Source organism: Synechococcus sp. 65AY6A5 (genome assembly GCF_002760415.1).
GTDB lineage: Bacteria > Cyanobacteriota > Cyanobacteriia > Thermostichales > Thermostichaceae > Thermostichus.
On sequence record NZ_AXUW01000001.1, the window covers coordinates 347,437 to 369,252 of the forward strand.

Consider the following 21,816-nt stretch of genomic DNA (forward strand, 5'->3'; position numbering starts at 1 on the left):
ACAAAACGACTCGTTTGGCTTTCTTTGGCGTTCTGATGTAGCTGTCGAGGTCATACCTTCTTGCCCTACCAGATGGAGTACGTATTGCTTTGATCCAGCCTTTCTGTTCCCATCGCCTCAAGGTGTGGAGACACACCCCAAAATAATCCGCCGCTTCTCTCGGTTTTACATACCTAGCCATACCAAGCAGCCATACTGAACATACTGTACATTATTTTCAGTATAGTCCAGCATATCATTGACTAGAGTCATGCTCCAACGACAAGGGATTCACGATCCCCGAGGTGTTTGGCATGTTGCAGCAGGCGGGGTTGGGCTTTTTAAGCCTGGTGGATATGCCCGACTGGTCGCTGGAGTCTCTCTTTAAGCAAGTGCCGGAGTTTGTGCGGCAACGGCTGGAAACCCTCAGCGTCATGGAGCGGCTGCACCTCTACGAGCTGATCCGGCCTGCCCATCGCCTCATCGACTTTTGGGCCGAGCACGCCGGCTCTTCCCTGGTGCTACCTTGGACGGATGCAGATTGGTTGGCGGGATCCGTGCAATTCAACCCCCTGCTGATGGACAACGCTCGCTTCCACCAGGAGTACAACAAGGCCCTGCAAGAGAACTGCACCTACGAAATGCAGTGGACAGGGGCCACCCACGGGCGGATCCGCATCCCTGCCGAGAAGGTGAAATGGCTGGCCCCGCTGCTGCAGGGGCCAACTCCGGTGGCAAAGCTGATTCAGCGGGTCGTCGAGTTGGGATCCCTGACGGAAGAACAGGCAACTGACGAGGTGCTGACCTTCCTGACGGCGTTGGAAGACTTTCTATTCGTCATGCTGCAGTAGAGCCGTTTTCCCGTTCCCGACCAATCCCAACTCCCCTCTCCCTCTGGGAGAGGGGTTGGGGGTGAGGGCAGTGGCGCGGAGTGCCTGGGAAGTGTCTTAATCTGGTTTGAGAGGTCGAAAACTGTACGACTCGGATGTCTGCCTGGCCGGCACGTCGCTTCTATGCAGCTCTGCAGCGAGGGCTGACCCAGCCCCTGGATCGCTGGGTGGCCGGGATCACCCTCTGCAACTTGGCGGTTGGGGTGATCTTATTTTTGCTGGGCAACCACACGGCCCCCTATGTGCGGGACTTTAACTGGCAACAGCAGCGGGTGGGATCCCAGGAACTGCAGATGGTGCTGACCTTCAACCGCCCTATGGATGCGGACAGCGTTGCGGCCAACCTGGAGATCCAGCCGCCTCTGCCGGGCCGGATGCGCAAGCTGGGCCGCCGCTTTTTTTGGACGCTGACAGAGCCGGCCCCCTACGGCCAGACCTACCGGGTGCGCCTGCAGGCAGCCGTGGATGAGCGGGGCCAGCCCATGGCGCGGCCTTTTGAGGGCGAGTTTCGCACGCCGGATCGGCAGTTGTTGGGGATCGGCACGGAAGCAGACCAACGGGGGCGGCTGTTGCTCTTTAACCTGGAGACGGGATCCACCACTTTGCTGACGCCGGCGGGGCTGAAGGTTACCCAGATGCAGCCCAGCGCCGATGGCCGCTTCGTCTACTACTTTGCCACCGCCAGCACCATCCAGCAGCAGGATCTCTACCGCCTGGATCTGGAGGATCTGTCTTCCCGGTTGCTGCTGGACCACCAGGGCTACCAAAACCTGCGCTTCCAGGTCTCGCCGACGGGGGAGCTGGTGGTAGCGGAGCGGATCCCCCTGCAACGGGATCCCCTGGCTCCCGTCCAGACGGAACTGTGGATCCAGAAAAGGAGCCGGGATCCCTTTGAGCGGCTGGATCTGGATACGGCTTTGGGGGGAGACTTTTTCATCAGCCCTGATGAGAGCAGCCTGCTCATCTCCCAGGGGCAGGGGGTGGGGATTGTGCCCTTGCAGCCGCGGGCGGCAGCGGAGAGCTTTTTGGCCCAGTTCGGCCAAACCTTGGCCATCCGTCCCGATGGGGCTTTCGGGGCTTTGCTGCGCTTCAATCCCGACTACACCCGCAGCCTCTTTATCGTCAGCAATACCGGCACCAGCGAGGAGATTTGGGTTACCGAGGGATCCGTAACCAAAGGAGCTTTTTCGCCGAGGGCACCCGTCTTTTACGGCTTGGTCAGCGAGGCCGAGTTTGTTGGTGAGGGCGCGTTGGCATCTCTGGCCTACACCGAGTCCCCCCGCTTGCTGGCAGTGGTGTTCGGCAGCGGCGGCGCGGCCCCGGCGGGCAAGACCGTAGAGGTGGGGCGGGCCGACTATCCCTTTGAGCTGGACTTCAGCCTTTCCCCTGACGGCCGCCTGTTGGCCTACACGCTTTTGGAGCCCTTGCAAGAGGAGATCCCGGATCCCTGGGCCCCCTTTAGCCGCACTGGGCAAGCGATCCGCAGCGGGCAAGTGTGGCTGGTGGACTTGCAAGATGGGCTGCCGATCCCCAACAGCCGTCGCCGCCTGCCGCTGAGCAGCAGCGCACTGGCCTGGATCCCTTAGTCAGGAGGAGTTCTAGGCAAGCAAGGCCTAAAACCCAGGCCAGATGCAGAGCAACTCCCCTCTCCCCCTAGCGAGCCGAGGTTCTCAGTTTGGTTAGGATAATCACTCCCACCAGCGCCAGGGTTACCGTGTTGGCAAGCAGGATGACCGCATCTTGGCGCAACAGGCCGTACAGATCCCACATCAGGATCCCTGCCCCAAACAGCAGCAGGTAGCTCCAAGAAAAATCGTCCGCCTTTTGGCTATGCCAAGTTTTCCAGGCTTGCGGGAAGAAACTGGCAGTGGTCAGAGCAGCAGCCGATAGGCCCACCCAAAAGGTGAGGTTCATAAGTGTAGCTCCGGCTCGACAAAGCCCTGCAGCGGCTGGGCCGCTTCCGCCTCGCTCAAGCCCTTGGCCTGCAGCAACACCCCAAAGCTCCCCAACCCCAGCGGATCCAGCAGAGCGTGAAGGGCATGTCGCCGTTGCAACACCTGGCCCAGATCCCCCCCCTCGTCGCCAACTTGGCCGAGGGCGGCCAGCCTTTCCGCCAATCCCAGGTTCACCAAAAAGCAGCTCTGCTGGGTGAAGCCCAGGCACTTGAGCCCCAGAGACTCCCCCACCTGCTGCAAGGTGGTAAAGTCCACGTGGGCAGTGAGATCTTGGGATCCCACCCAGACATAGGGATCCGCGTAGGTGCCGTGTTGGCGGTAGGCCAGGAGCGTGCCCTGGAAGCGCTGGGGGCTGTAGTAGCGCTGGGCGGTGTGGCCGTAGTCAAGGGTGAGCACGTAGCCCCGCCGCAGCTTGCGGGCCAGAAGCTGGAGCCACTCTAGGGCCTTGAGGTTGACCTCCGTTTGGTAGCCGGAGGGATAGGTGGCAATCGGGATCCCCAGGCGGGCAAAGTACGCTTCCAGCGCGGGCGTAGAGAGATCCCCTAACACTTCTCGGAAGCCCTCCCCCTCCGCCCAATCCACGTAGATTTCTCGCAAGGCCCCCGCCTGCACCTGCACCCGATGGACTGGGAAGGCGTCCACCAGCTCGTTGGAAAAAAAACAGCCGGTTACCGAACCATCTGGGATCTCGTCCCACTCTAGCCAGCGCACCTTCTCGCCATAGCCGGCCAAGCGCTCCTGCTGTAGCCGCCGCAAAAAAGCAGAGCGCTCGAGGATCCCGTACTCCAGGGCTTGCCAGAAGTCGGGCCAATTGGAGCACACATAGGCCAGCCAATCTTCGGCCAGGCGCCCGCTGCCCGCCCCCATCTCAATCACCGCAAAATGGGGAGGGGATCCCAAAATGTGCCAGAACTGGAAGATCTGCTCAGCCAACAGTTGGGCAAAATCCGCCGCCAAGTGAGGGGAGGTGCGATAGTCCCAGCCGAGGGGGAGATGCTCCCGCTCGTAGTAACCCAGACCTGGCTCGTAGAGGGCCCACTCCATGAACTGGGCAAAGGTCACGGGTCCTCGGGCGCGAATGCGGCTGCCGATCAGCTCTGGCAACCTCCGGTCGGCCTGCGAGGGCGACAAGGGCAAATCCGGATTGCCCAAGCCTAAGTCTTGCCTAGAAGGGCTTACCAATGGGGATAGACTCACTTGTTCAAGGGACGACGCCAATTTTGGCGAAACTGGCGGTTGGTCAAGAGCAGCAGTGGCCAGAGGGCCGACACCGCCCACTTTCCAGAGCCTGAGTAGATGCGATCCGCCTTGCGGGCTGAGTACCAAACTCCCCCTGCGTAGATTGCCAAGAGCAAAAAAGGCCACATTTCTCTCACGTCCTGCGAACGCTGCTCAGCCGGTTAAGGGATCCCCCCTAGTAAGCGTCCTGCAACTCATAGAAGTCAGGCGTGATATAGTCCTTGCGCAGCGGCCACCCAATCCAGTCTTCCGGCATCAAGATCCGCTTCAAGTTGGGGTGTCCCTCAAAGATGATGCCGTACATGTCATAGGTCTCCCGCTCCTGCCAGTCCGCCGACTTCCAGATCCAGTACACCGAGGGCACCCGCGGATCTTGGCGGGGCAGCTTCACCTGAACCCGCACCTCCTGCGGCCGATCTGCCCCGTCCGCCAGTTTGATCAGGTGATAGAGGCTGACCAGGGGTTGCCCTGCCCCCAGGTCGTAGCCGCACTGGCACTCCAGGTAATTGAAGCCGTAGGCATAGAGGGCAGTACACACAGGCAAGAGAAAATCCCGCTCCACCTCCAGCAGCTCCACCCCGGCGGCATCTCTGCCCAGGTACTGATGGTCAAAGCCGTTATCGGCGAGGAACTGGGAAACCGGCCCCCGTTCCAGCGTCGCCAACGGCTCTGTCGGCTCGGCTGTCGAGGACGGCTTTTGCTGGGCTTTGTCCTCTGTCATCTCACATCCCTCCCCGCAAAGCTTTGAGCTGCTGTTCCGCCTGCTTGAAGTCGGCAGTCTGCAAGGCCGGAGGCACCGGCAGGCCAATAGCCGCCGCCAGTTCCGGTGGAGGAGCTTGGCGGGTCTCGCTCTCCAGATACTTGCCGGTGATGATCTCCGGCACCGGCTTGAGGTTGTGCTTGACCGTGTAGTAGCGGTGGGTTTGTTGCAGGCGGCCCCGCTCCCGCATGTCTTCGGCGGCGATCTTCTTGCGCAGCTTGACAATAGCATCCATGATCGCCTCCGGACGCGGCGGGCAGCCGGGAATGTACACGTCCACAGGGATCAGCTTGTCCACCCCTCGCACCGCCGTGTAGGAATCGGAGCTGAACATGCCGCCGCTAATGGTACAGGCCCCCATGGCGATCACGTACTTCGGCTCAGCCATTTGTTGGTAGAGCTTGACCAACGCTGGGGCCATTTTCATAGTGACCGTGCCCGCCGTGATGATCAAATCAGCCGTGCGCGGCGAAGAACGGGGCAACAGGCCAAAGCGGTCGAAATCGAAGCGGGAGCCCAGCATGGCTGCAAACTCGATGAAGCAGCAGGCAGTGCCGTAGAGGAGCGGCCAGAGGCTGGACATCTTCGCCCAGTTGTACAGGTCGTTAACCGTGGTGAGAACGACGTTGTTCGAGAGGTCTGTGGTAACTTGCGGGGCAGACGCCGGAAACAAGACTTCCGGCTCCTGAGAGGTCATGACCATTCCAGCGCTCCTTTTCTCCAAGCGTACACAAGGCCCACCACAAGGATGGCGATGAAAATCAGGGCCTCCACAAAGGCCAGCAGTCCCAAGCGATGAAAGGCCACCGCCCAGGGATAGAGGAACACGGTCTCCACGTCGAAGATCACGAAGACCAGGGCGAACATGTAGTAGCGGATGTTGAACTGGATCCAGGCCTGGCCAAACGGCTCCATCCCCGACTCATAGGTGCTGCGGCGCAGGGATCCCCGCCGCTTTGGGGCCAAGAGCGCAGAAGCTCCCAGAGCCAAGACCGGCAGCAGAGCGCAGACGATCAGAAAGACCAGCAAATACTCGTAGCCGGATAAGACAAACACGACGCCAGACCGCCTCAGGTGCTCAACATTTAGATACGTTTTCAGTATAGAGCCAGTCTGCCGCCTCCCGGCGCTGCCCGATCTTTAGTTCTGCTGATGGTCTCGATTGCGGGAGTGGCGTTTCTCCAGCCAACCCCACACCCCACTCAGCAGGGCTCCAGCCATCAGGATCCCCAGTGCCGGCTGGAACAAAGGCAACCACAGCCGCAGCCAAAGTTTGTAGCCCAGCGGGATCCCGATGAAAGCTCCCGTTACCGAGAAGACAAACCAGACAAACCCGGCAAACACCAGAAAGACCAGGGCAATGAGAAAATGATCCAGCCAGCGTTTCCAGTCTGAGACGGTCATAGGGAGCAAGCCAGAGCAGGTGAAGTCTCTCAGATCCTACTACTGGAAACCCTGCCCTCTTCCCTCCAACCCAGCATAAGCCCCTGCCCCTCACGAGGGTTGACTTGTCAACAGGTAGTGGTAGAAATTTAGTTGTACACAACCCGTAGCGTTAAGCCGATGTCCACCTCCTCTGATTCCTCCTTTGCCGACCGTTTGCGACAGGTGATCGGCGATGAGGCCATTTATGCGTTTGGGCGGCGGGCCGGCATTAGCGATACAGCCTTGCGCAGTTACCTCAAGGGATCCGTGCCCGGCATCGACAAGGCCGTGAAAATTGCCCAGGTGGGGGGGGTGAGTCTCAGTTGGCTGATTACGGGGGAGGGATCCCCGCGGCTGGAGGCTGGCGACGCCAAAACGGAGTATGTATACGTGCCTCTGGTGGATGTGGTCGCCTCGGCAGGGGCGGGGGCGCTGGTGCGGGAAGAGTCCATCGAGTCGGTGCTAGCTTTTGAGCGTAACTGGCTACGGGCCCATCTGAAGGGGAACCCGGATGGGCTCAGTTTGATTCGGGTGCAAGGGGACAGCATGTCTCCCACCTTGGAAGATGGCGACTGGATCTTTGTCGAACGGCAAAAAGAGCTGGGGGGTGAGGGCATCTACGTCTTTCAGAGGGATGGCGAGCTGTGGGTCAAACGGCTGCAACGCCTGTCAGGATCCCGAGTAAAAGTTATCAGCGACAACCCTCGCTTCCCGTCTTTTGTGGTCGATTGTGCGGATCCCGTCAACGGCCTGATCCTCATAGGACGCTATCGGGGCCGTCTCAGCTTCGACTAGGCTTTTGCCGAGGATGGCGGGAAGGGGTAGCCTGAGCAGCCCCTAATCCCCTTGGCAAGCTGCGGTCGCCGGATAGGATCGACTCTAGGCGTTGAGTTGAGCCCGGTTTTCGCTCCTCGCCTGCGCCCATCTAGCCAGAGGTTTGCCTGCGATGCCCCGCCCATCGGAACGTGCAACGGTCTTTCTCAATCTCTCGAGTGGGATCCTCCTGGTCGGCAGCGGCATCTGGGCGGGAATGGTGCTCCCGCAGCCGCTTCAGACCCAACCGCTGCCAGTTCCCCAGCCGCAGGCCAACACGCCGCCGCTCCTGCCCACCCTGTCTCCACCCCAGGCCAGTCTCCCAGCGGTGAGCCCAGATGCAGATTCACCAAAGGGGAATCCAAATCACGGCGGCTCCACGGATCTGGAAAGGGAGATTCGAGAACTCCGCCAGCAGGCCATCCAGCTTTTGATCCGCGTTGAAGAACTGGAGTCGCGGCTGCAACGGCTGTCTTCCCCAGCAGCGGCCCCTGAGCCGAGGCGAGAATCGGCCACCACTGCCGAGATCGCCCCGGAGGGAGCAAGCGTCCCTGCCCCCACCGCAACGCCGACCCCTACCTCTTTTCAGGTGGGAACCCGAACCATTAGCCTGCCGGGCGATCTGCTCTTCGACTTCGACAAGGCCGAGATTCGGCCTGAGGCGGCCTCCCTGTTAGCAGAAGTGGCCAAATCTTTGCGGGAAATGCCCGGCGCCCGCGTTCAAGTCAACGGCCACACCGACAACATCGGTTCCTTGAACTATAACCTCGACCTTTCCCTGCGCCGCGCCAACGCTGTGAAAGACTACTTAGCTAACCTGTTGCCGGAAGACCACCCCATCAGCTGGACAACCTCTGGCTTTGGCCCCACCCTGCCGGTGGCCGACAACGATACGGAGGAAGGGAGACAGCGAAACCGCCGCGTGGATCTCATCATCGCCCCCTAGTGGCCCCCCCCAAAGTTGGGGGTTGGCAGGCTTGAACAGCGCCTTAGTCTAGAATCAACTGGTCCGATCCCTGGTGGGGGCGAGGGCCCAGGCAACAGTCTGAGCTTTGGGGTTCGATTTTGAACGCGGCAGGGATCCCGTCGGGGGAAAAGCAGACCTTTGCGCTGAGAGTAGACACAACCCTGGATGCTCTCAGCCAAGTTTTGACGTGGTTTGAGTCTTTCCGCGACGCCGGCATTCCGGGCCCCATCTGGTTGGAATGCCAGTTGGCCTTGGCGGAGGGCTTTACCAACGCCGTTCGCCATGCCCACCGCACTTTGTCTCCCAGTACACCCATCGATATCGAGCTGGTTCTGATGCCCCAGGAGCTGGAGCTGCGCATCTGGGATCAAGGGCAGGAGTTCAACTTGGAGGAATTCTTCCAGAACCGAGCAGCCAGCAGGCCCCCCGACGCCGAGGTCGAATCCGAGGGGGGACGGGGTATTCGGCTGATGAAGGCTCTCTCCACCCACCTGAGCTATACTCGCCAGGCAGATGGCCGCAACTGCCTGCTGATCAGCAGGCGCTTCGACGATCCCGCCCCCCTCTCCCAGCGGCCGGCCTAGGCCAACAGGCCAGCGCTCAACTGGCGAATGGCCGAGCTGGCCACATCGCTGTAGCGCAGCTCACCGGCCAAGATCTGGCCCATGCGCCGAGTGGCTCCCGGTCGCTTGACGCCTACCCTGTAGCCGACGCCCGGAAAGCGGTAGAACAGCGCCGCGATCCGCTTGGCCCAACGCATCTCTGAGCCCCACTCCTGCTGCACGCGGGCGGAGTAGTTCGCCAGGGCTTCGGTATCTCCCGCCAGGGCTTGGTCGATGGCCTGCGCTGCCAGCATGCCAGTGAGGAGGGAGGGGCGGATCCCTTCGGCGGTAAACGGATCGACGACACAGGCAGCATCTCCCACCAGGAGGGCATTTTGGCTGTGCAGGGGTTGATCCCCCTCCCAAAGACAGATGGGATGGCCAAACTGCCTGACCGATTTCAAGTCCACACCAAAGCTTTGGGCATACTCGGCGGCGATTTCCCGCAAGTTTTGTTTTTCGCCACCCCGAAAGGTGCCTGCCCCGATGGAGTAGCCATCGGCTTTGGGGAAGTTCCAAATGTAGCCGTTGCTCACGGCGCCAAAGTCGAAATGGGCGGCTGCGGTTTTTGGCTCTGAGACGGGCACTTCTGCTTCCAGGGCGGCAGCCAGGCGGCGCTGCCGGTTTTGAAAGCCGAGCCACTTGGCCATCGAGCCTTTGGCCCCATCGGCCCCGATCACATACCGACCCCAGACCGGGCCGGTGGCTGTCATCACTTGCCAGCGGTCGCTCTGCCACTCAATGCCGGAGACGGGACATTCCGTCTGGAGTGCTGCCCCCTGCTTTTGCGCCTGCTGGATCAAGTAATGGTCGAAGACCTCCCGCCGCACCATCCATACCGGCTCTTTCAGATCCAGGTCGGCCACGACCGGATCCCCGCCCCGCCAGGTGTAGCGAATTTGCCGGATCTTCAGCGAAATGGCGGGACTGAAATCGAAGTCAAACCAGGCCGCCACCATGGGAGAAACGCCGCCGCCACAGGGTTTGTAGCGGGGCAAAGGATCCTTCTCCAAGACCAGCACTGAGCGCCCCCGCTTGGCCAGGTGATAGGCGGCCGAGCCGCCGGCAGGGCCAGCGCCGACGATGACACAGTCGTACACTTGGGACATGGCTCTCGATCCCCAACCCCTTCTCCCTGAATTTGGGCTGTCGGCTCCTAGCCTACCGCATCCTTTTTCCCTCAAGAAAACAAGGGGGAGGGGGCCGGCGGATCCCCCCAACGGCGTAGGCTCAAGTGGGCCAATTCTGCAATGGGATCCCCTTTCCATCAGCTTGTTCAGGCTGAGGGGTGGCCGGGATCCCTGCCGGGTTGTTACAGCGATACACCTTGGCCCCAACGCTGCGCAGCTTTTCATCGATAGCTTCGTAGCCGCGGTCGATGTAGTGGAGCCCGTGGATAGTAGAGCAGCCCTCAGCCGCCAGGCCAGCCAACACCAGAGCTGCCCCCGCCCGCAAGTCCGTGGCCACCACCGGCGCTCCCGACAGCGACGGCACCCCCCGGACAATGGCCACCCGGTTCTTGAGACGAATATCCGCCCCCATGCGGTTGAGCTCGGGAATGTGGTGCATGCGGTTTTCAAACACCGTCTCCTCGATGGTGCAACTGCCCTCGCTCAGGGCAGCCAAGGCCATGATCGGCGCCTGCACATCGGTGGGAAAACCTGGATAGGGCAAGGTTTGGATATCGGTTGCCTGGCAAAGCCAGCCCGAACTGAGTTGAGCCGGGGCAATGCGCAGCCGGTTGGGGCCTTCTTCCTCCACCCGCAGCCCCATGTCGCGCAGCTTGGCAATCACCGCTCGCAGGTGATCCGGGATAACAGGGCCAACCGTGAGTTCGGAGCGGGTGATGGCCCCGGCAATGAGGTAGGTGCTGGCCTCGATGCGGTCGGGAATGACCGTGTACTCGGTGCCGTGCAGGCGCGGCACCCCTACCACCACAACCGTATTGGTGCCCACGCCACGGATGCGGGCTCCCATCGCCTGACAAAAACGGGCCAAGTCGGCCACCTCCGGCTCTTGGGCAGCATTTTCAATCACCGTTTCCCCTTCGGCCAGCGTAGCGGCCATCATCAGCGTCTCGGTGGCGCCGACGCTGGGATAGTCAAGGTAGATGCGGGTTCCCACCAGCTTGCGGGCATAGGCATGAACCACGCCGTGCTCGATTTGAACCGTTGCCCCCAACGCTTGCAGGCCCCGCACATGCAGATCCACCGGACGCGAGCCGATGGCACAGCCGCCGGGCAGAGGAACTCTGGCCACTCCCAGCCGCGCCAGCAGCGGCCCGATGATGAAGAAGCTGGCCCGCAACTGGCTGACCAACTCGTAGGGCGCCTGGGAAGTTTTGAGGGAGCTGGCGTCCAGGTCAAGGGTATTGCCCACATGGGACACCTTAACCCCCAGGCTGGTCAGGATCTGCCCCATGCGTTCAATGTCCAGCAGGCGCGGCACGTTGTGAATTCGGCAAGCTGCAGGAGCCAAAAGGGATCCCGCCATGAGCGCCAAAGCTGAGTTTTTCGCGCCGCCGATGGGAATGTGGCCGCTCAAGGTCTGCTTGCCGACAATTTTCAGCACTGGCCCCATCATCTCCGGCGGGGCTGCCACTCTGGTCTGGGCCGGCGACAGGTTAGGCGCTAGGGATTCCGTCCTGCCGACGCGATTGTCAAAAAAATCTCTCAATCTTCCTCCTCACCCACCAAAAATAGAAAGGCTCTTTCCAGAGAATACTCCGGGGATCAAAGCAGCAACTAAACTTGCAGGCCAAAACTTAGGGTGACGAAGGAAGAGAAGCTCCAGTGGCTATGCCTCTATCCTACAGCGGCGGATGGGCAATTAGCTATGTCAGCTCTTTGTGGCGCGAAAACCCCTGGCTGATCGCTGTGGGGAAGCAGGCCCTGGGCGTAGAGAGTATGTCAACAAACGCAGGTTCCTGCCGCGGGCGGCTAGGGGGATAGCCTGGCAGCAAGGGGCAGTATGATGGATGGTCATGAGAAGCGCTTGCCAGTAAGACAGGAGACACTCGATGACCGCGACCCAAGTTTCTGCCGAAGAGTTGTTTCGGGCCGCCTACGAAAATCGCTACACCTGGGATCCCGACTTTCCGGGCTACAGCGCCGAGGTCACCTACTGGGATGGGGAGCGCACTTTTGTGGGCCAGGTGCGAGTGGGGGCAGACCTAAAAGCGACGGTTACGGGCGTGGAGGATGAGGAAGCCCGGAAAGCCATTCACAATCAACTTTGGGAGATTGCCGTTCACCGGGTGCGCCGCAGCTTCGCCGAGACCCACGGGAACAACACTTTTCGCTATGGCCAGATCCTACCCGATGGCACCGTGGAGATCCTGGTGGGCGGCAAAGCCGAAGGGGATCGCTACCACGTGCGCGACAACCAAGTTACCATGGTGCATCGGCATATTCACGGTATGGTGGTTACTATTCACACCTTCAGCAGCCACGACACGGGCGAAGGCTACCTCTCCCACCGCTACGACTCCGTCTATCACGACGCCAAGACTGGCGAGCAGAAGGGTGGGCGCAGCCAATTTGAAGATCTCTACACCAAAGTGGGCAAGTACTATATCCTCTCGGAGCGGCGCATTCAAACAGAGACGGAAACCGGCCCTGTGGAAAAGCGCTTTACCTTCCGCAACCTGGCGTTGCTGGATGCGGGGGCCTGATTGGCCAAAGGCCAACGGAAAGCCCGATAATCTCATTTGTGGCAGCAACGCCCCCCTTAGATAGAAGAAGTGGGGGATCCTGAGCTATGCTTTGAGTATTCTCCCGCCCACACTTTGGCATGGACAACCCTGCGGAAAAGCCCAACCCGGATTCCAAAGCTCCTAAGGAGGCTCCCGAACTGATTCTCCGCCCGGCTCAACTGGGTGATCTGGAGGCGGTGGAGGAGATTTTGGCTCAAGCTTTTGATGAAGAGTACAGCGGCCGCTCGGTGGACATTCGTCGCCAGGTGCGGCGGCTGCGCCAGTGGTATGGCCCCCTGAAAACTTTGAGCCTGTTTCCCAACCGTTTTCAGCACATGTTTACGGTGCATGTGGCGGAGCTGGAGGGCAAAATCCAGGGGGTCATTCAAGTTTCTCCCTTTAATCATTCCCGCAGCACCTGGCGGGTGGATCACATTGCTGTGGTGCCCTCCGCCCGGCGGCAGGGAATCGGCTCTAAGTTGCTCAGACACTGCATGGAGCACTTTCGCGAGGCCCGCACCTGGATCTTGGAGGTGAACATCCACAACAAGGGGGCGATGGCCCTCTACCGCCACAACGGCTTCCAACCGCTGGCCCAGATTACCTACTGGTCGATCCGGCCCGAGATTCTGGCCGCCCTCAGCCAGCACGAGCCCATGCTGCCCAACCTGGTGCCGGTGACCAACCGGGATGCCTACGCCATTTACCAACTGGATACGGGATCCATGCCGGCCACCGTGCGCCAGGTATACGACCGCGACGTGAGCGATTTTCGCACCAGCCCGCTGGATTGGCTCCTAGATCAGGCCAAATGCGTCATCAGCCAAACGGAACGGGTGGAGATGTGTGTCTATGAGCCGGAGCGGAAAACCGCTATCGGCTATTTCAACCTGAAGTTGGACCGTACCGGGCAGCAGCCGCATGTGGCCAAGCTTACGGTTCACCCCGCCTACACCTGGCTCTATCCTGAGCTCATGGCCAAGATGGCCCGGCTCACCCAAGCCTATCCGCCGCAGGCTTTGGCTTTGGCCTCCACCGATTACCAGCCGGAACGGGAGGAATTTTTGCTCAAGCTGGGAGCCCGGGACGTGGAGCGGACGCTGTTGATGTCGCGCTCGGTGTGGCACAAGGTGCGAGAAGCTCGCTCCCCATGGTACAGCGAGTATCTCGCTCTGGTGCTCCAGAAATTGCCGGTGAAACAGCCGGTGCCGGAACGCTTCGAGGGGCTGGCAGAGGGCTGTCTGGAGCATCCCTTTCATTCCCTTCACCCAACTGGTCTGGATTCCCATTCCGTTCGGCCGGAATCCTCACTAGGACAGGCCAGGGATCCGCAATCGGAAGCTCCTCCCCCTCCCGGCTAAAGTCTCGGCTGGCACCTGCGCACCCCTATGAACGAGTTGAAGGATAACCCGGCTGGGGATCCCTCTTGGCGGACGTTGCTGCAGGCGGCCTTGCACCGCAACCGCAGCGACGCGGGTGTGCGCTATTTGCAGTTGGCTACGGTGGATCCTTGGGGGCACCCGCGCAACCGCACGGTGGTCTTCCGGGGATTTTTGGGGGATACCGACCGCATTCAGTTGGCGGTGGACAGCCGCAGCGAGAAGATCTGCCAGATCGCCCACTGCCCACTGGCCCAGATCTGCTGGTACTTCTGTAAAACTCGCGAGCAATTTCGCATTGCCGGCACTCTCGAGGCCATCACCGCCGACCACCCGGATCCTCGGGCGCAGCAGCACCGACAACAGTTGTGGCAACAAATCTCGGAAAAAGGACGGCTGCTCTGGTTCTGGCCGGAACCTAAAGGCCCTCTTGCCCCACCCGAGGCTTTTGTTGAAGAGCTGCCCCCCGAAAAGGCATCTTTGCCACCGCCGACATTTGTCCTACTGCTGTTGGATCCAACGGAGGTGGATCACCTCCAGCTCAAGGGAGATGCGATCTATCCCCAGCGACGGACTCTGTATGAGCGCAGCCCGCAAGGGTGGAAATGCCGAGCGGTCAACCCCTAGAAGGATCCCAGCCGACTGCAGGTGGGAGGGGGGAGCGGTTTTCGCCTTCCGAGAGAAGGTTGAATGAATATTGAAGAACAGACAAGGATAGAGGTGTTAGCGTGGCTGAACAACCGTCCTATTCTGAGCGCGACGCCGCCTGCGGGCTGGATCTGCTCACCAATGGCGAGGTCACGGTCGCTCAGCTTCTTTCTCAATCCGGCATGTAGCACTCCTGGTTGCGGTAATCTGATGTCTGTTTCCATCCGCTCATTTCCTGCCTGTATCACCCAAGCTGTTGCCGCTCTTGTTGCCGGCGGGCCGCCGAAAGGGACCTTGCGGGGCAAGCTGCGCCAGAGATCCCTGGGGTTGGCTGCCGCTTTGGTTTGGGGTCTGGCTCTCGTTCGGGGGTTGGCAGCCCAGCCGATGTTAAAATCCCCACAAGGCTCCTTCGAGGGGAATGCAGCTCCTGTCCTGCCCTCAGAGTCTGCCTTCCCCACCTCCACCCGCACAGGAGCCTTTCGAGTCGGCAATCGCACCCCTCACCCGATTCGGCTGGTGATCTTGATGCGCAGCGGTGGACGGCTGCTCAACCCGGAAACGGCCCACTGGGACTTTGCGCCCGGAGAAGGGGGCAGCGAGGGGCTGGTGCTGAGTTTGGGCGAGGAGCCATTGCAGATCGGCCCCGGCGATATTGTGGTGGCTTTTACCCTGGATGGAACCGCTCGCTACTGGGGGCCGAACGTGGTGGGAGAGTCGCTGGCGCCCTTTTGGAATGAAGAGAGCGGCTTTTGGTCGATGATCCTGCAGCCTTAGAGGGCTCTGCGGGCGGCCTAGAAGCCCTTTTCAACCATTTTTGAAATTGCAGCCATTTGGGTTGGGGACAGGATGCTGTACCCATGGACAAATCTCTGCCCAGGGCAAGCCACAACCCTTAAGTCAGTTTAGACCTCCTCCCAACCCCGAAAGCAGCCCCAAGTCCGGCTTCGGCGCTTGGCCCCTGCCGTGGTACCCCTGGATCCTCTGCCTCTCAAGCGCCGGCCCAGTGCCACCAGGCCCAGCCCAGCCCCACCAATAGCGCCGTTAGCCCATAGAAGCACCCCACCACCTGCACCTCCGACCAGCCCCCCAGCTCCAGATGGTGGTGCAAGGGCGACATGCGCAGCAGCCGTTTGCCTTGTCCGGTTTTGCGTTTGGTGTATTGGAAGTAGCCCACCTGCAGGATCACCGACAGGGCCTCTGCCACCAGCACCGCGCCCATCCAGGCCAGGGCCCAGAGCTGATCCCCCAACAGCGCCAGCCCCGCCAGAGCGCCCCCCAACCCCAGGGATCCGGTATCGCCCATAAACAGGCGGGCCCGGTGGTGGTTGTGCACCAGAAAGCCCAGACAGGTGCCGCTCAAGGCAAAAGCCACGAGCGCCAAAACGGGATCCGCTGCCGTCAGCCCCAGCCCTGCCAGGACAAGGGCCACCATCCCTGCCGCCAGGCCGTCCATGCCGTCGGCGAGGTTGACGGCGTTGTTGGTGCCCACCAGCACAAACAAGGCCAAGGGCCAGAACAGCCAGCCCAGGGGGAGGGCGCCTATTCCCGGCAGGGTGAGAACGGTGGGGATCCCTTGCCAGGCCAGGTAGCCACAGAAAACCAGGCCGATCCCAACTTGGAGTAAAAGCTTCGATTTGGCAGACAACCCCTTGTTGGAGCGCTGCCGGATGACCAGCCAATCGTCCAGCCAGCCAACCACGGTGTAAGCCAGGGTCAGTAGGGCCACCGCCAGCCATTGGGGATCCCAGCCGCTCCCGATGCCGGCCACCAGCAGCCCTACGGGCAAAAAGCTAAGGCCACCCATGGTCGGCGTGCCCGCTTTTTTGTGGTGGGACTGGGGCCCCTCCTCGCGGATGACCTGGCCTGCCTTCCAGCGCCGCAAGACCGGGAGAAGTAGGGATCCCAGCAGGGCCGAGCCCAGCACGCTCAATCCAAAGGGGACGGCCACCTGGGGCCGGATCCCGATGACCAGCGCTGAGAGGGCCAGGCCGAGAACTAAGGAGAGGGCCATCCCTCCCCAGTCCGCCTCTTCCAGCCGGGGAAGGGTATCCGCATCCACCCGTTCTGAACCCCTCACATTCTCAACCTCCAGCACAACCGCCCAGAACGCTCCGGCAGGAGAGCCCAAGAAAACTCTACCCTGCCGGCGGCTAGAGGGCCGGCGGCTAGAGGTGAAAGTTGGGGGAAGGGGGATCCACTAGTAGGGCCACTTCCAGTTGCGCACCTCGGGCAGATCCTCGCCGTACTTGCAGATGTACTGCTTGTGCTCCACCAGCTTGTCCCGAATCAACTGCTGGACGTGATCCCGCCGGTATTTGAAGCGCTCCACCCGCTCCAACACGTCGTTGGCCAGGTTGAAGCGATCCACCTGGTTGAGGACGCACATGTCGAAGGGAGTGGTGGTGGTGCCTTCCTCCTTGTAGCCGCGCACGTGTAGGTTGTGGTGGTTGGGGCGGCGGTAGGTGAGGCGGTGAATGAGCCAAGGATAGCCATGGAAGGCAAACACGATGGGCTTATCGGGGGTGAAGATGCTGACAAACTCCTTGTCGCTGATGCCGTGGGGGTGTTCGCTGGGCGGCTGCAACTTCATCAGGTTCACCACGTTCACCACCCGGATCTTGATGTCCGGCAGGTGCTGCCGCAAGAAGTCCGCCGCCGCCAGGGTTTCCATCGTCGGCACATCGCCGCAGCAGGCCATGACCACATCCGGCTCCGAGCCCTGGTCGTTGCTGGCCCACTCCCAGATCCCCAAGCCCTGGGTGCAGTGCTTGATGGCGGCATCCATGTCCAGGTACTGCAGGGCCGGCTGTTTCCCCGCCACGATGACATTGACGTAGTGGCGGCTGCGCAGGCAGTGATCCGCCACCGAGAGCAGGGTGTTGGCATCCGGGGGCAGGTAGACGCGGATAACATCGGCTTTCTTGTTGACCACGTGATCCAGAAAGCCGGGATCCTGGTGGCTGAAGCCGTTGTGATCCTGCCGCCACACGTGGGAGGTGAGCAGGTAGTTGAGAGAGGGGATGGGCCGCCGCCAGGGGATGTGGCGGGTGGTCTTCAGCCACTTGGCGTGCTGGTTGAACATGGAGTCCACCAGGTGGATGAAGGCTTCGTAGCAGGAGAAAAAGCCGTGGCGGCCTGTCAACAGGTAGCCCTCCAGCCAGCCCTGGCAGACGTGCTCGCTCAGGATCTCCATCACCCGCCCATCGGGGGAGAGGTGCTCGTCGTAGTCGTAGATAGGCGCCACCCAGGTGCGGTCACTGGCCTCAAACACGGCGTCCAGGCGATTGGATGCAGTTTCATCGGGGCCAAAGAGGCGGAAGTTGTGGGGGTTGAGCTTCATCACATCTCGCAAGAATTGCCCCAGCACCTTGGTGGCTTCGGCTTCGAGGGTGCCGGGGTGCGGCACGTCCACGGCGTAGCGGCGGAAATCCGGCATTTTCAGCTCCCGCGTCAGCAGGCCGCCGTTGGCATAGGGGGTGGCGCCCATGCGCTTTTCCCCTTTGGGGGCCAGCTCCTGCAGCTCGGGCCGCAGGCGGCCGTTTTCGTCGAAGAGCTCTTCCGGTCTGTAGCTGCGCATCCACTCTTCCAGGATCTTGAGGTGCTCTGGTTTCTTGGCCAGATCCGCCAGCGGCACCTGGTGGGAGCGCCAGAAATCCTCCACCTTTTTGCCGTCCACCTCTTTGGGGCCCGTCCAGCCTTTGGGGGTGCGCAGGATGATCATCGGCCACTGGGGACGGCTGGGATCCCCCTTGGTACGAGCATGCTGCTGGATTTCTTGGATCTCGTGGATTACCGTGTCCAAAGTGGCGGCCATCAACTGGTGCATCTGGGCCGGATCGGAGCCTTCTACGAAGTAAGGCTTGTAGCCATAGCCCACAAACAGGCTCTGCAGCTCTTCACGGCTGAGGCGGCCCAGGATGGTGGGGTTGGCGATCTTGTAGCCGTTGAGGTGGAGAATCGGCAGCACTGCCCCGTCGTGGATGGGGTTGAGGAACTTGTTGGAGTGCCAGGAAGCAGCCAGAGGGCCGGTTTCCGCCTCTCCATCCCCGACTACACAGGCCACCAACAGATCGGGGTTGTCGAAGGCCGCCCCAAAGGCGTGGGCCAGGGCATAGCCTAGCTCTCCCCCCTCATGGATGGAGCCGGGGGTTTCTGGGGCCACGTGGCTGGGCACGCCGCCGGGGAAGGAGAACTGTTTGAAGAGCTTGCGCATCCCGTCGGCATCTTGGCCGATGTTGGGGTACACCTCGCTGTAGGTGCCCTCCAGGTACGTGTTGGCCACCAGAGCGGGGCCGCCATGGCCGGGGCCGGTGATGTAGAGGACGTTGAGGTTTTCCCGCTTGATGATGCGGTTGAGGTGCACGTAAATAAAGTTCAGCCCTGGAGTAGTGCCCCAGTGCCCCAATAGGCGCGGCTTCACGTGTTCTGGCTTCAAGGGCTCCCGCAGCAGCGGGTTGTCCATCAGGTAAATCTGCCCCACCGACAGGTAGTTGGCGGCCCGCCAGTAGGCGTCCATTTTGCGCAGTTCGTCGTCGGTGAGCGGTTTGGTTGAGAGCTGTTCTGCCAAAACCATAGCCGTACCCCCTAGGTATCTCTACTCTCATGCTGCTCCAGGTTGGGGCGGGGGCTTGGGGATCTTGGGATTCCTTTGGATTTGGCAGCGGTGGTCAGCCTACCACCACCAGGGCTTGAGGGGGGTGCCGTCGGGGAAGATGAGGCCGGCAATCTGGGATCCGCTGTGTTTGAGGCCCTCGATCTGGGCGCCTTCCAGGTTGGCCTGAGTCAGGTTGGCGCGGCTGAGGTCAGCCCGGCGCAGGTTGGCCCCCTGCAACTGGGCCTGCCGCAGCTCGGCGCCGCTGAGATCGGCCCCCTCGAGGTCGGCATTTTGCAAGTTGGCCCCCCGCAGATCCGCCCGCTGCAGGTTGGCCCCCCGCAGGTCTGCTCCCTCCAGGTTGGATCCGCGCAGATCCACGCGCTTGAGGTTGGCCCCCCGCAGCCGGATCTGGCGCAGCCCCAGCCCTCTCAAGTCGGCCTTGCTCAGGTCTTGGCCGGAGAAATCTTGCCCTTGTCCCCCCCAGTTTTGCAACTGCCAGATGTGGCGCAGCCGCTCCTCCAGGCGGGTCTCTTCCGAAAGCCGGGATCCCCGCAGGCTGGTGCCGCTGACTTTCGCCCCCCTCAGATCGGCTCCCCGCAGATCCGCCCCCTGGAGGACGGCGCCACTGAGCTTGGCCCCTTGCAAATTGGCTTGGCGCAGATCCGCTTGGCGCAGGTGGGCGCCGTTAAAGTTGCAAAGGCGCAGGTTAGCCTTTCTCAAATTGGCTTCGTAGAAGTTGGCACCCCCCAGCCGCGCCTCTTGCAGATCCACTCCCTCCAAGTCGGCGTAGGCAAAGTTCCGCTCCCCGCGCCGATAGGCCACGATGACCCCCTGGGCACCCCCCACCGGGCGAAAGGGGCTGTAGGTTCGACAGGCTTCCTCTGCCTCCGGCTGCTCGAGCTGGGAGAGCAGCCGCCAGGCCTCTAGGCGCACCGCCCAGGAGGTGTTGCCAGCAAGTGCTTCGATCAGTTCGGCCAGGCCTGCCGGCCCGTACTGCAGCAGCTGGGGCAAGGTGGCCAGACGCACCGCCTCGTCGCCCTGGGTGAGCCGTCGCCGCGCCCCCTCAAGCCCCCCCAAAACTAAGGCGTGGGCCGGGGCACCGCCGGCTGCGGCTCGTCCTCCCAACACCAGATCCCAAGGGCGGGGCCGGGATCCCTCACCTGTGCCCACCAAGGGTCGGGAGTTGCTGAGCATGAGCGGATGCCAATGGGCCCGGCTACACCCAGCGCCCCACCACTACGCGGATGGTGCCATCCTCTAGATGCTCCTCCGCCTCGATGGCGAAGCCCTGTTGCCGGGCAGAGCGCAGCAAGCTCTTGTGGGCGTAGCGCTGCAAAATCGGCTCCAGAAAGGTCTGGAGATCGATGCCCGCCCCCCACAGATCCACCACAAGCTCATAGTGATCCCCGTTGCGGCGAAAGCCGATGTCGAAGCCGTTCTTTTGCCGGATCACCAGATCGGCGCGGGTGCGGTTCCAGAGGTAGCCGCGCAGGCTGGCGTTCCGCTCCACGCTGTAGCCCAATTCCTTCAGGGTTTCTTCCAGCAGCTCGGCATCTTTAATCTGCACTTGCAGGGTGGTGAAGTGGGACATGGCGCTTCCCATCCCAACACGGAAAGGGGGATCCTCACTATAGGAGCGCTTTTGCAGTTCTAGGACAAATGTTAAGGAGCTTGACGCTTTAAACCTCTCGACCCGATGGGGGGAGCAGCCTGGGATCTGTTCTCTCCGGCTGCCGGGAGGGCGAGCTCCCATCCCTTCCCAGCTCAGACAGGAGCAAGGGGCGGGCTCGCGGGCCTCGCCAGGGATCCAGCACATCTCGAATCAGCACCTCCTGGATCCACACCTGCAGGATGGCCGCCAAGGGCACGGCCAAGAATAGGCCCAGCACCCCGAAGAAAAAGGCCGAGGTGATTTGAGCTATCAGCGTCAAGGCGGGCAAAAGCGACACCTGGCGCGACATGACAAGCGGGGTAAAGACGCTGCTTTCAAGCTGCTGGATGAAGATGTACAGCCCTAGCACTGCTAGGGACTTCCAGGGGGCGTCGGTGAGGGCTACCAGCATTGGGGCAACCACGCTCAGGGTGGGGCCGATGTTGGGGATGAAATTAAACAGTCCCGCCAGCACCGCGTTGGCCAGGCTCAGGGGCACACCTAAAATCCAGAGGCCAATGCCGCTTAGCAGCATCACCAAGCTGCTGGTGAACAGGATCCCCACCAGCCACCCTCGCAGCGCCAGCTCGCAGCGCTTGAGGATGTAGCGGACGCGGGGGCGGTAGAAGGCCGGGAAAACCGAGACAAAGGCGCGGCTATAAGCCTGGGGATCCACCAACAACAGGATGGTGAGGATGATCACAAACAACAGATTGAGCAGGGTGGCGAAAAAGGCGGTGAAGGACTCGGAGAAAAAGTCGCGCACCTGGCGCACCAACTCGGTGGCCTGGGGCACCAAGCTATTGGCCAACTCCCGCAGCGTCGGCAGCTCGATATCCGTCGGCAACGAGAGGATGAGGCTCTCGAACAGCCGCTGCGCCTGCACGATCCCGGCGGGCACCCCATCGGTAAACAGCCGCCGCAACTGATCCGCCAAGGGAGGCACCACGATCAGCCCCACCAGAATCGCCCCCACCAGAACCGTCAAACCGGTGATGAGGAGCGAGGGGCCGCGGCGAAAGCCGTAGCGCTGCGGGATCTGGGCTAAGGTATCCAAAGCTACTGCCAAGACGATGGCCGCAAACACCAACAGCAGGATCTGCCGGATCTGCCAGAGCAGAACCAGCAAACCCAGCAATGCTGCCAGCCCCAGCCACTGGGCGAAGGTCACCGCAGCTCGCCTCCTCTCTCGCCCTGTCGTCGCCTATTCTAGATGGGAT

24 protein-coding genes are annotated in these 21,816 nt (G+C 61.6%); 9 read left to right on the forward strand and 15 right to left on the reverse strand.

From position 1 onward, the window contains the following. Positions 1–181, reverse strand: a 181-nt coding sequence (locus SYN65AY6A5_RS01605) for a helix-turn-helix domain-containing protein (protein WP_143597122.1), incomplete at its 3' end; no start/stop codon positions are given. Positions 182–293: 112 nt separating this feature from the next. Between SYN65AY6A5_RS01605 and SYN65AY6A5_RS01610 the strand changes: the two genes are divergently transcribed. Beyond that, positions 294–830 (forward strand): hypothetical protein, encoded by a 537-nt coding sequence (locus SYN65AY6A5_RS01610; protein ID WP_240530960.1) that lies wholly within the window; start codon positions 294–296, stop codon positions 828–830. A gap of 134 nt (positions 831–964) precedes the next feature. Then, positions 965–2,455, forward strand: a complete 1,491-nt coding sequence (locus tag SYN65AY6A5_RS01615; RefSeq protein ID WP_011430817.1) for an Ig-like domain-containing protein — start codon at positions 965–967, stop codon at positions 2,453–2,455. A gap of 67 nt (positions 2,456–2,522) precedes the next feature. Here SYN65AY6A5_RS01615 and SYN65AY6A5_RS01620 read toward each other — a convergent pair whose 3' ends face one another. From SYN65AY6A5_RS01620 to SYN65AY6A5_RS01645, 7 genes are all read right to left on the reverse strand, one after another. Further along, a complete protein-coding gene (locus tag SYN65AY6A5_RS01620) occupies positions 2,523–2,783 on the reverse strand; it encodes a SemiSWEET transporter (protein ID WP_041438445.1) in 261 nt (86 codons plus the stop codon). After that, positions 2,780–3,955, reverse strand: coding sequence for an SAM-dependent methyltransferase (locus SYN65AY6A5_RS01625; RefSeq protein ID WP_049749829.1), 1,176 nt, complete (start codon positions 3,953–3,955; stop codon positions 2,780–2,782). Before SYN65AY6A5_RS01625 ends, SYN65AY6A5_RS01620 begins: the two co-directional genes overlap by 4 nt. A 62-nt stretch (positions 3,956–4,017) precedes the next feature. Next, on the reverse strand, positions 4,018–4,191 hold the full coding sequence (locus SYN65AY6A5_RS13930) for a hypothetical protein (protein WP_011430814.1): 174 nt from the start codon (positions 4,189–4,191) through the stop codon (positions 4,018–4,020). A gap of 47 nt (positions 4,192–4,238) precedes the next feature. Next, positions 4,239–4,784 (reverse strand): NAD(P)H-quinone oxidoreductase subunit J, encoded by a 546-nt coding sequence (locus tag SYN65AY6A5_RS01630; protein WP_011430813.1) that lies wholly within the window; start codon positions 4,782–4,784, stop codon positions 4,239–4,241. 1 nt (position 4,785) lies between these two features. Further along, the gene (locus SYN65AY6A5_RS01635) at positions 4,786–5,520 is read right to left on the reverse strand and encodes an NADH dehydrogenase subunit K (RefSeq protein WP_011430812.1); all 735 of its coding nucleotides are present in this window, start codon (positions 5,518–5,520) and stop codon (positions 4,786–4,788) included. Next, positions 5,517–5,879, reverse strand: a complete 363-nt coding sequence (ndhC, locus tag SYN65AY6A5_RS01640; protein ID WP_011430811.1) for a photosynthetic/respiratory NAD(P)H-quinone oxidoreductase subunit C — start codon at positions 5,877–5,879, stop codon at positions 5,517–5,519. The genes SYN65AY6A5_RS01635 and ndhC overlap by 4 nt, the downstream gene beginning before the upstream one ends. Before the next feature lie 84 nt (positions 5,880–5,963). Further along, a complete protein-coding gene (locus tag SYN65AY6A5_RS01645) occupies positions 5,964–6,227 on the reverse strand; it encodes a hypothetical protein (RefSeq protein WP_041438440.1) in 264 nt (87 codons plus the stop codon). Between the two features lie 159 nt (positions 6,228–6,386). Between SYN65AY6A5_RS01645 and SYN65AY6A5_RS01650 the strand changes: the two genes are divergently transcribed. The 3 genes from SYN65AY6A5_RS01650 (at position 6,387) to SYN65AY6A5_RS01660 (ending at position 8,612) form a co-directional block, all read left to right on the forward strand. Next, a complete protein-coding gene (locus SYN65AY6A5_RS01650; RefSeq protein WP_011430809.1) occupies positions 6,387–7,043 on the forward strand; it encodes a helix-turn-helix transcriptional regulator in 657 nt (218 codons plus the stop codon). A 151-nt stretch (positions 7,044–7,194) separates the two neighbouring features. After that, entirely contained in the window at positions 7,195–8,007 is an 813-nt protein-coding gene (locus SYN65AY6A5_RS01655; RefSeq protein ID WP_228375265.1) for an OmpA family protein, read from the forward strand. Positions 8,008–8,126: 119 nt separating this feature from the next. Beyond that, positions 8,127–8,612, forward strand: coding sequence for an anti-sigma regulatory factor (locus SYN65AY6A5_RS01660; protein WP_011430807.1), 486 nt, complete (start codon positions 8,127–8,129; stop codon positions 8,610–8,612). Here the strand turns inward: SYN65AY6A5_RS01660 and SYN65AY6A5_RS01665 are convergent. Then, positions 8,609–9,739, reverse strand: coding sequence for a geranylgeranyl reductase family protein (locus SYN65AY6A5_RS01665; protein WP_011430806.1), 1,131 nt, complete (start codon positions 9,737–9,739; stop codon positions 8,609–8,611). The genes SYN65AY6A5_RS01660 and SYN65AY6A5_RS01665 overlap by 4 nt on opposite strands. Positions 9,740–9,860: 121 nt before the next feature. Further along, a complete protein-coding gene (gene murA / locus SYN65AY6A5_RS01670; RefSeq protein ID WP_240527895.1) occupies positions 9,861–11,213 on the reverse strand; it encodes a UDP-N-acetylglucosamine 1-carboxyvinyltransferase in 1,353 nt (450 codons plus the stop codon). 436 nt (positions 11,214–11,649) lie between these two features. Here murA and SYN65AY6A5_RS01675 point away from each other — a divergent pair, with 436 nt between their 5' ends. From SYN65AY6A5_RS01675 to SYN65AY6A5_RS01690, 4 genes are all read left to right on the forward strand, one after another. Continuing rightward, positions 11,650–12,303, forward strand: coding sequence for a DUF3386 domain-containing protein (locus SYN65AY6A5_RS01675; RefSeq protein ID WP_011430804.1), 654 nt, complete (start codon positions 11,650–11,652; stop codon positions 12,301–12,303). A gap of 119 nt (positions 12,304–12,422) precedes the next feature. Then, entirely contained in the window at positions 12,423–13,685 is a 1,263-nt protein-coding gene (locus SYN65AY6A5_RS01680; RefSeq protein ID WP_099813028.1) for a GNAT family N-acetyltransferase, read from the forward strand. 27 nt (positions 13,686–13,712) lie between these two features. Further along, complete coding sequence (locus SYN65AY6A5_RS01685; protein ID WP_011430802.1) at positions 13,713–14,330, forward strand: Npun_F5749 family FMN-dependent PPOX-type flavoprotein; 618 nt, start codon at positions 13,713–13,715, stop codon at positions 14,328–14,330. Between the two features lie 231 nt (positions 14,331–14,561). Then, positions 14,562–15,125 carry a hypothetical protein gene (locus SYN65AY6A5_RS01690; protein ID WP_099813029.1) on the forward strand — a complete coding sequence of 188 codons (564 nt, stop codon included), beginning with the start codon at positions 14,562–14,564 and terminating at the stop codon, positions 15,123–15,125. A gap of 214 nt (positions 15,126–15,339) precedes the next feature. Here SYN65AY6A5_RS01690 and mraY read toward each other — a convergent pair whose 3' ends face one another. From mraY to SYN65AY6A5_RS01715, 5 genes are all read right to left on the reverse strand, one after another. Then, on the reverse strand, positions 15,340–16,428 hold the full coding sequence (mraY, locus tag SYN65AY6A5_RS01695) for a phospho-N-acetylmuramoyl-pentapeptide-transferase (RefSeq protein ID WP_228375263.1): 1,089 nt from the start codon (positions 16,426–16,428) through the stop codon (positions 15,340–15,342). 120 nt (positions 16,429–16,548) lie between these two features. After that, entirely contained in the window at positions 16,549–18,924 is a 2,376-nt protein-coding gene (locus SYN65AY6A5_RS01700; protein WP_099813030.1) for a phosphoketolase family protein, read from the reverse strand. 99 nt (positions 18,925–19,023) lie between these two features. Next, positions 19,024–20,139 (reverse strand): pentapeptide repeat-containing protein, encoded by a 1,116-nt coding sequence (locus SYN65AY6A5_RS01705; RefSeq protein ID WP_099883765.1) that lies wholly within the window; start codon positions 20,137–20,139, stop codon positions 19,024–19,026. 22 nt (positions 20,140–20,161) lie between these two features. Beyond that, a complete protein-coding gene (locus SYN65AY6A5_RS01710) occupies positions 20,162–20,536 on the reverse strand; it encodes a DUF1257 domain-containing protein (protein ID WP_099883767.1) in 375 nt (124 codons plus the stop codon). Positions 20,537–20,624: 88 nt separating this feature from the next. Continuing rightward, complete coding sequence (locus tag SYN65AY6A5_RS01715; protein ID WP_240530961.1) at positions 20,625–21,767, reverse strand: AI-2E family transporter; 1,143 nt, start codon at positions 21,765–21,767, stop codon at positions 20,625–20,627. Positions 21,768–21,816 lie beyond the last annotated feature (49 nt).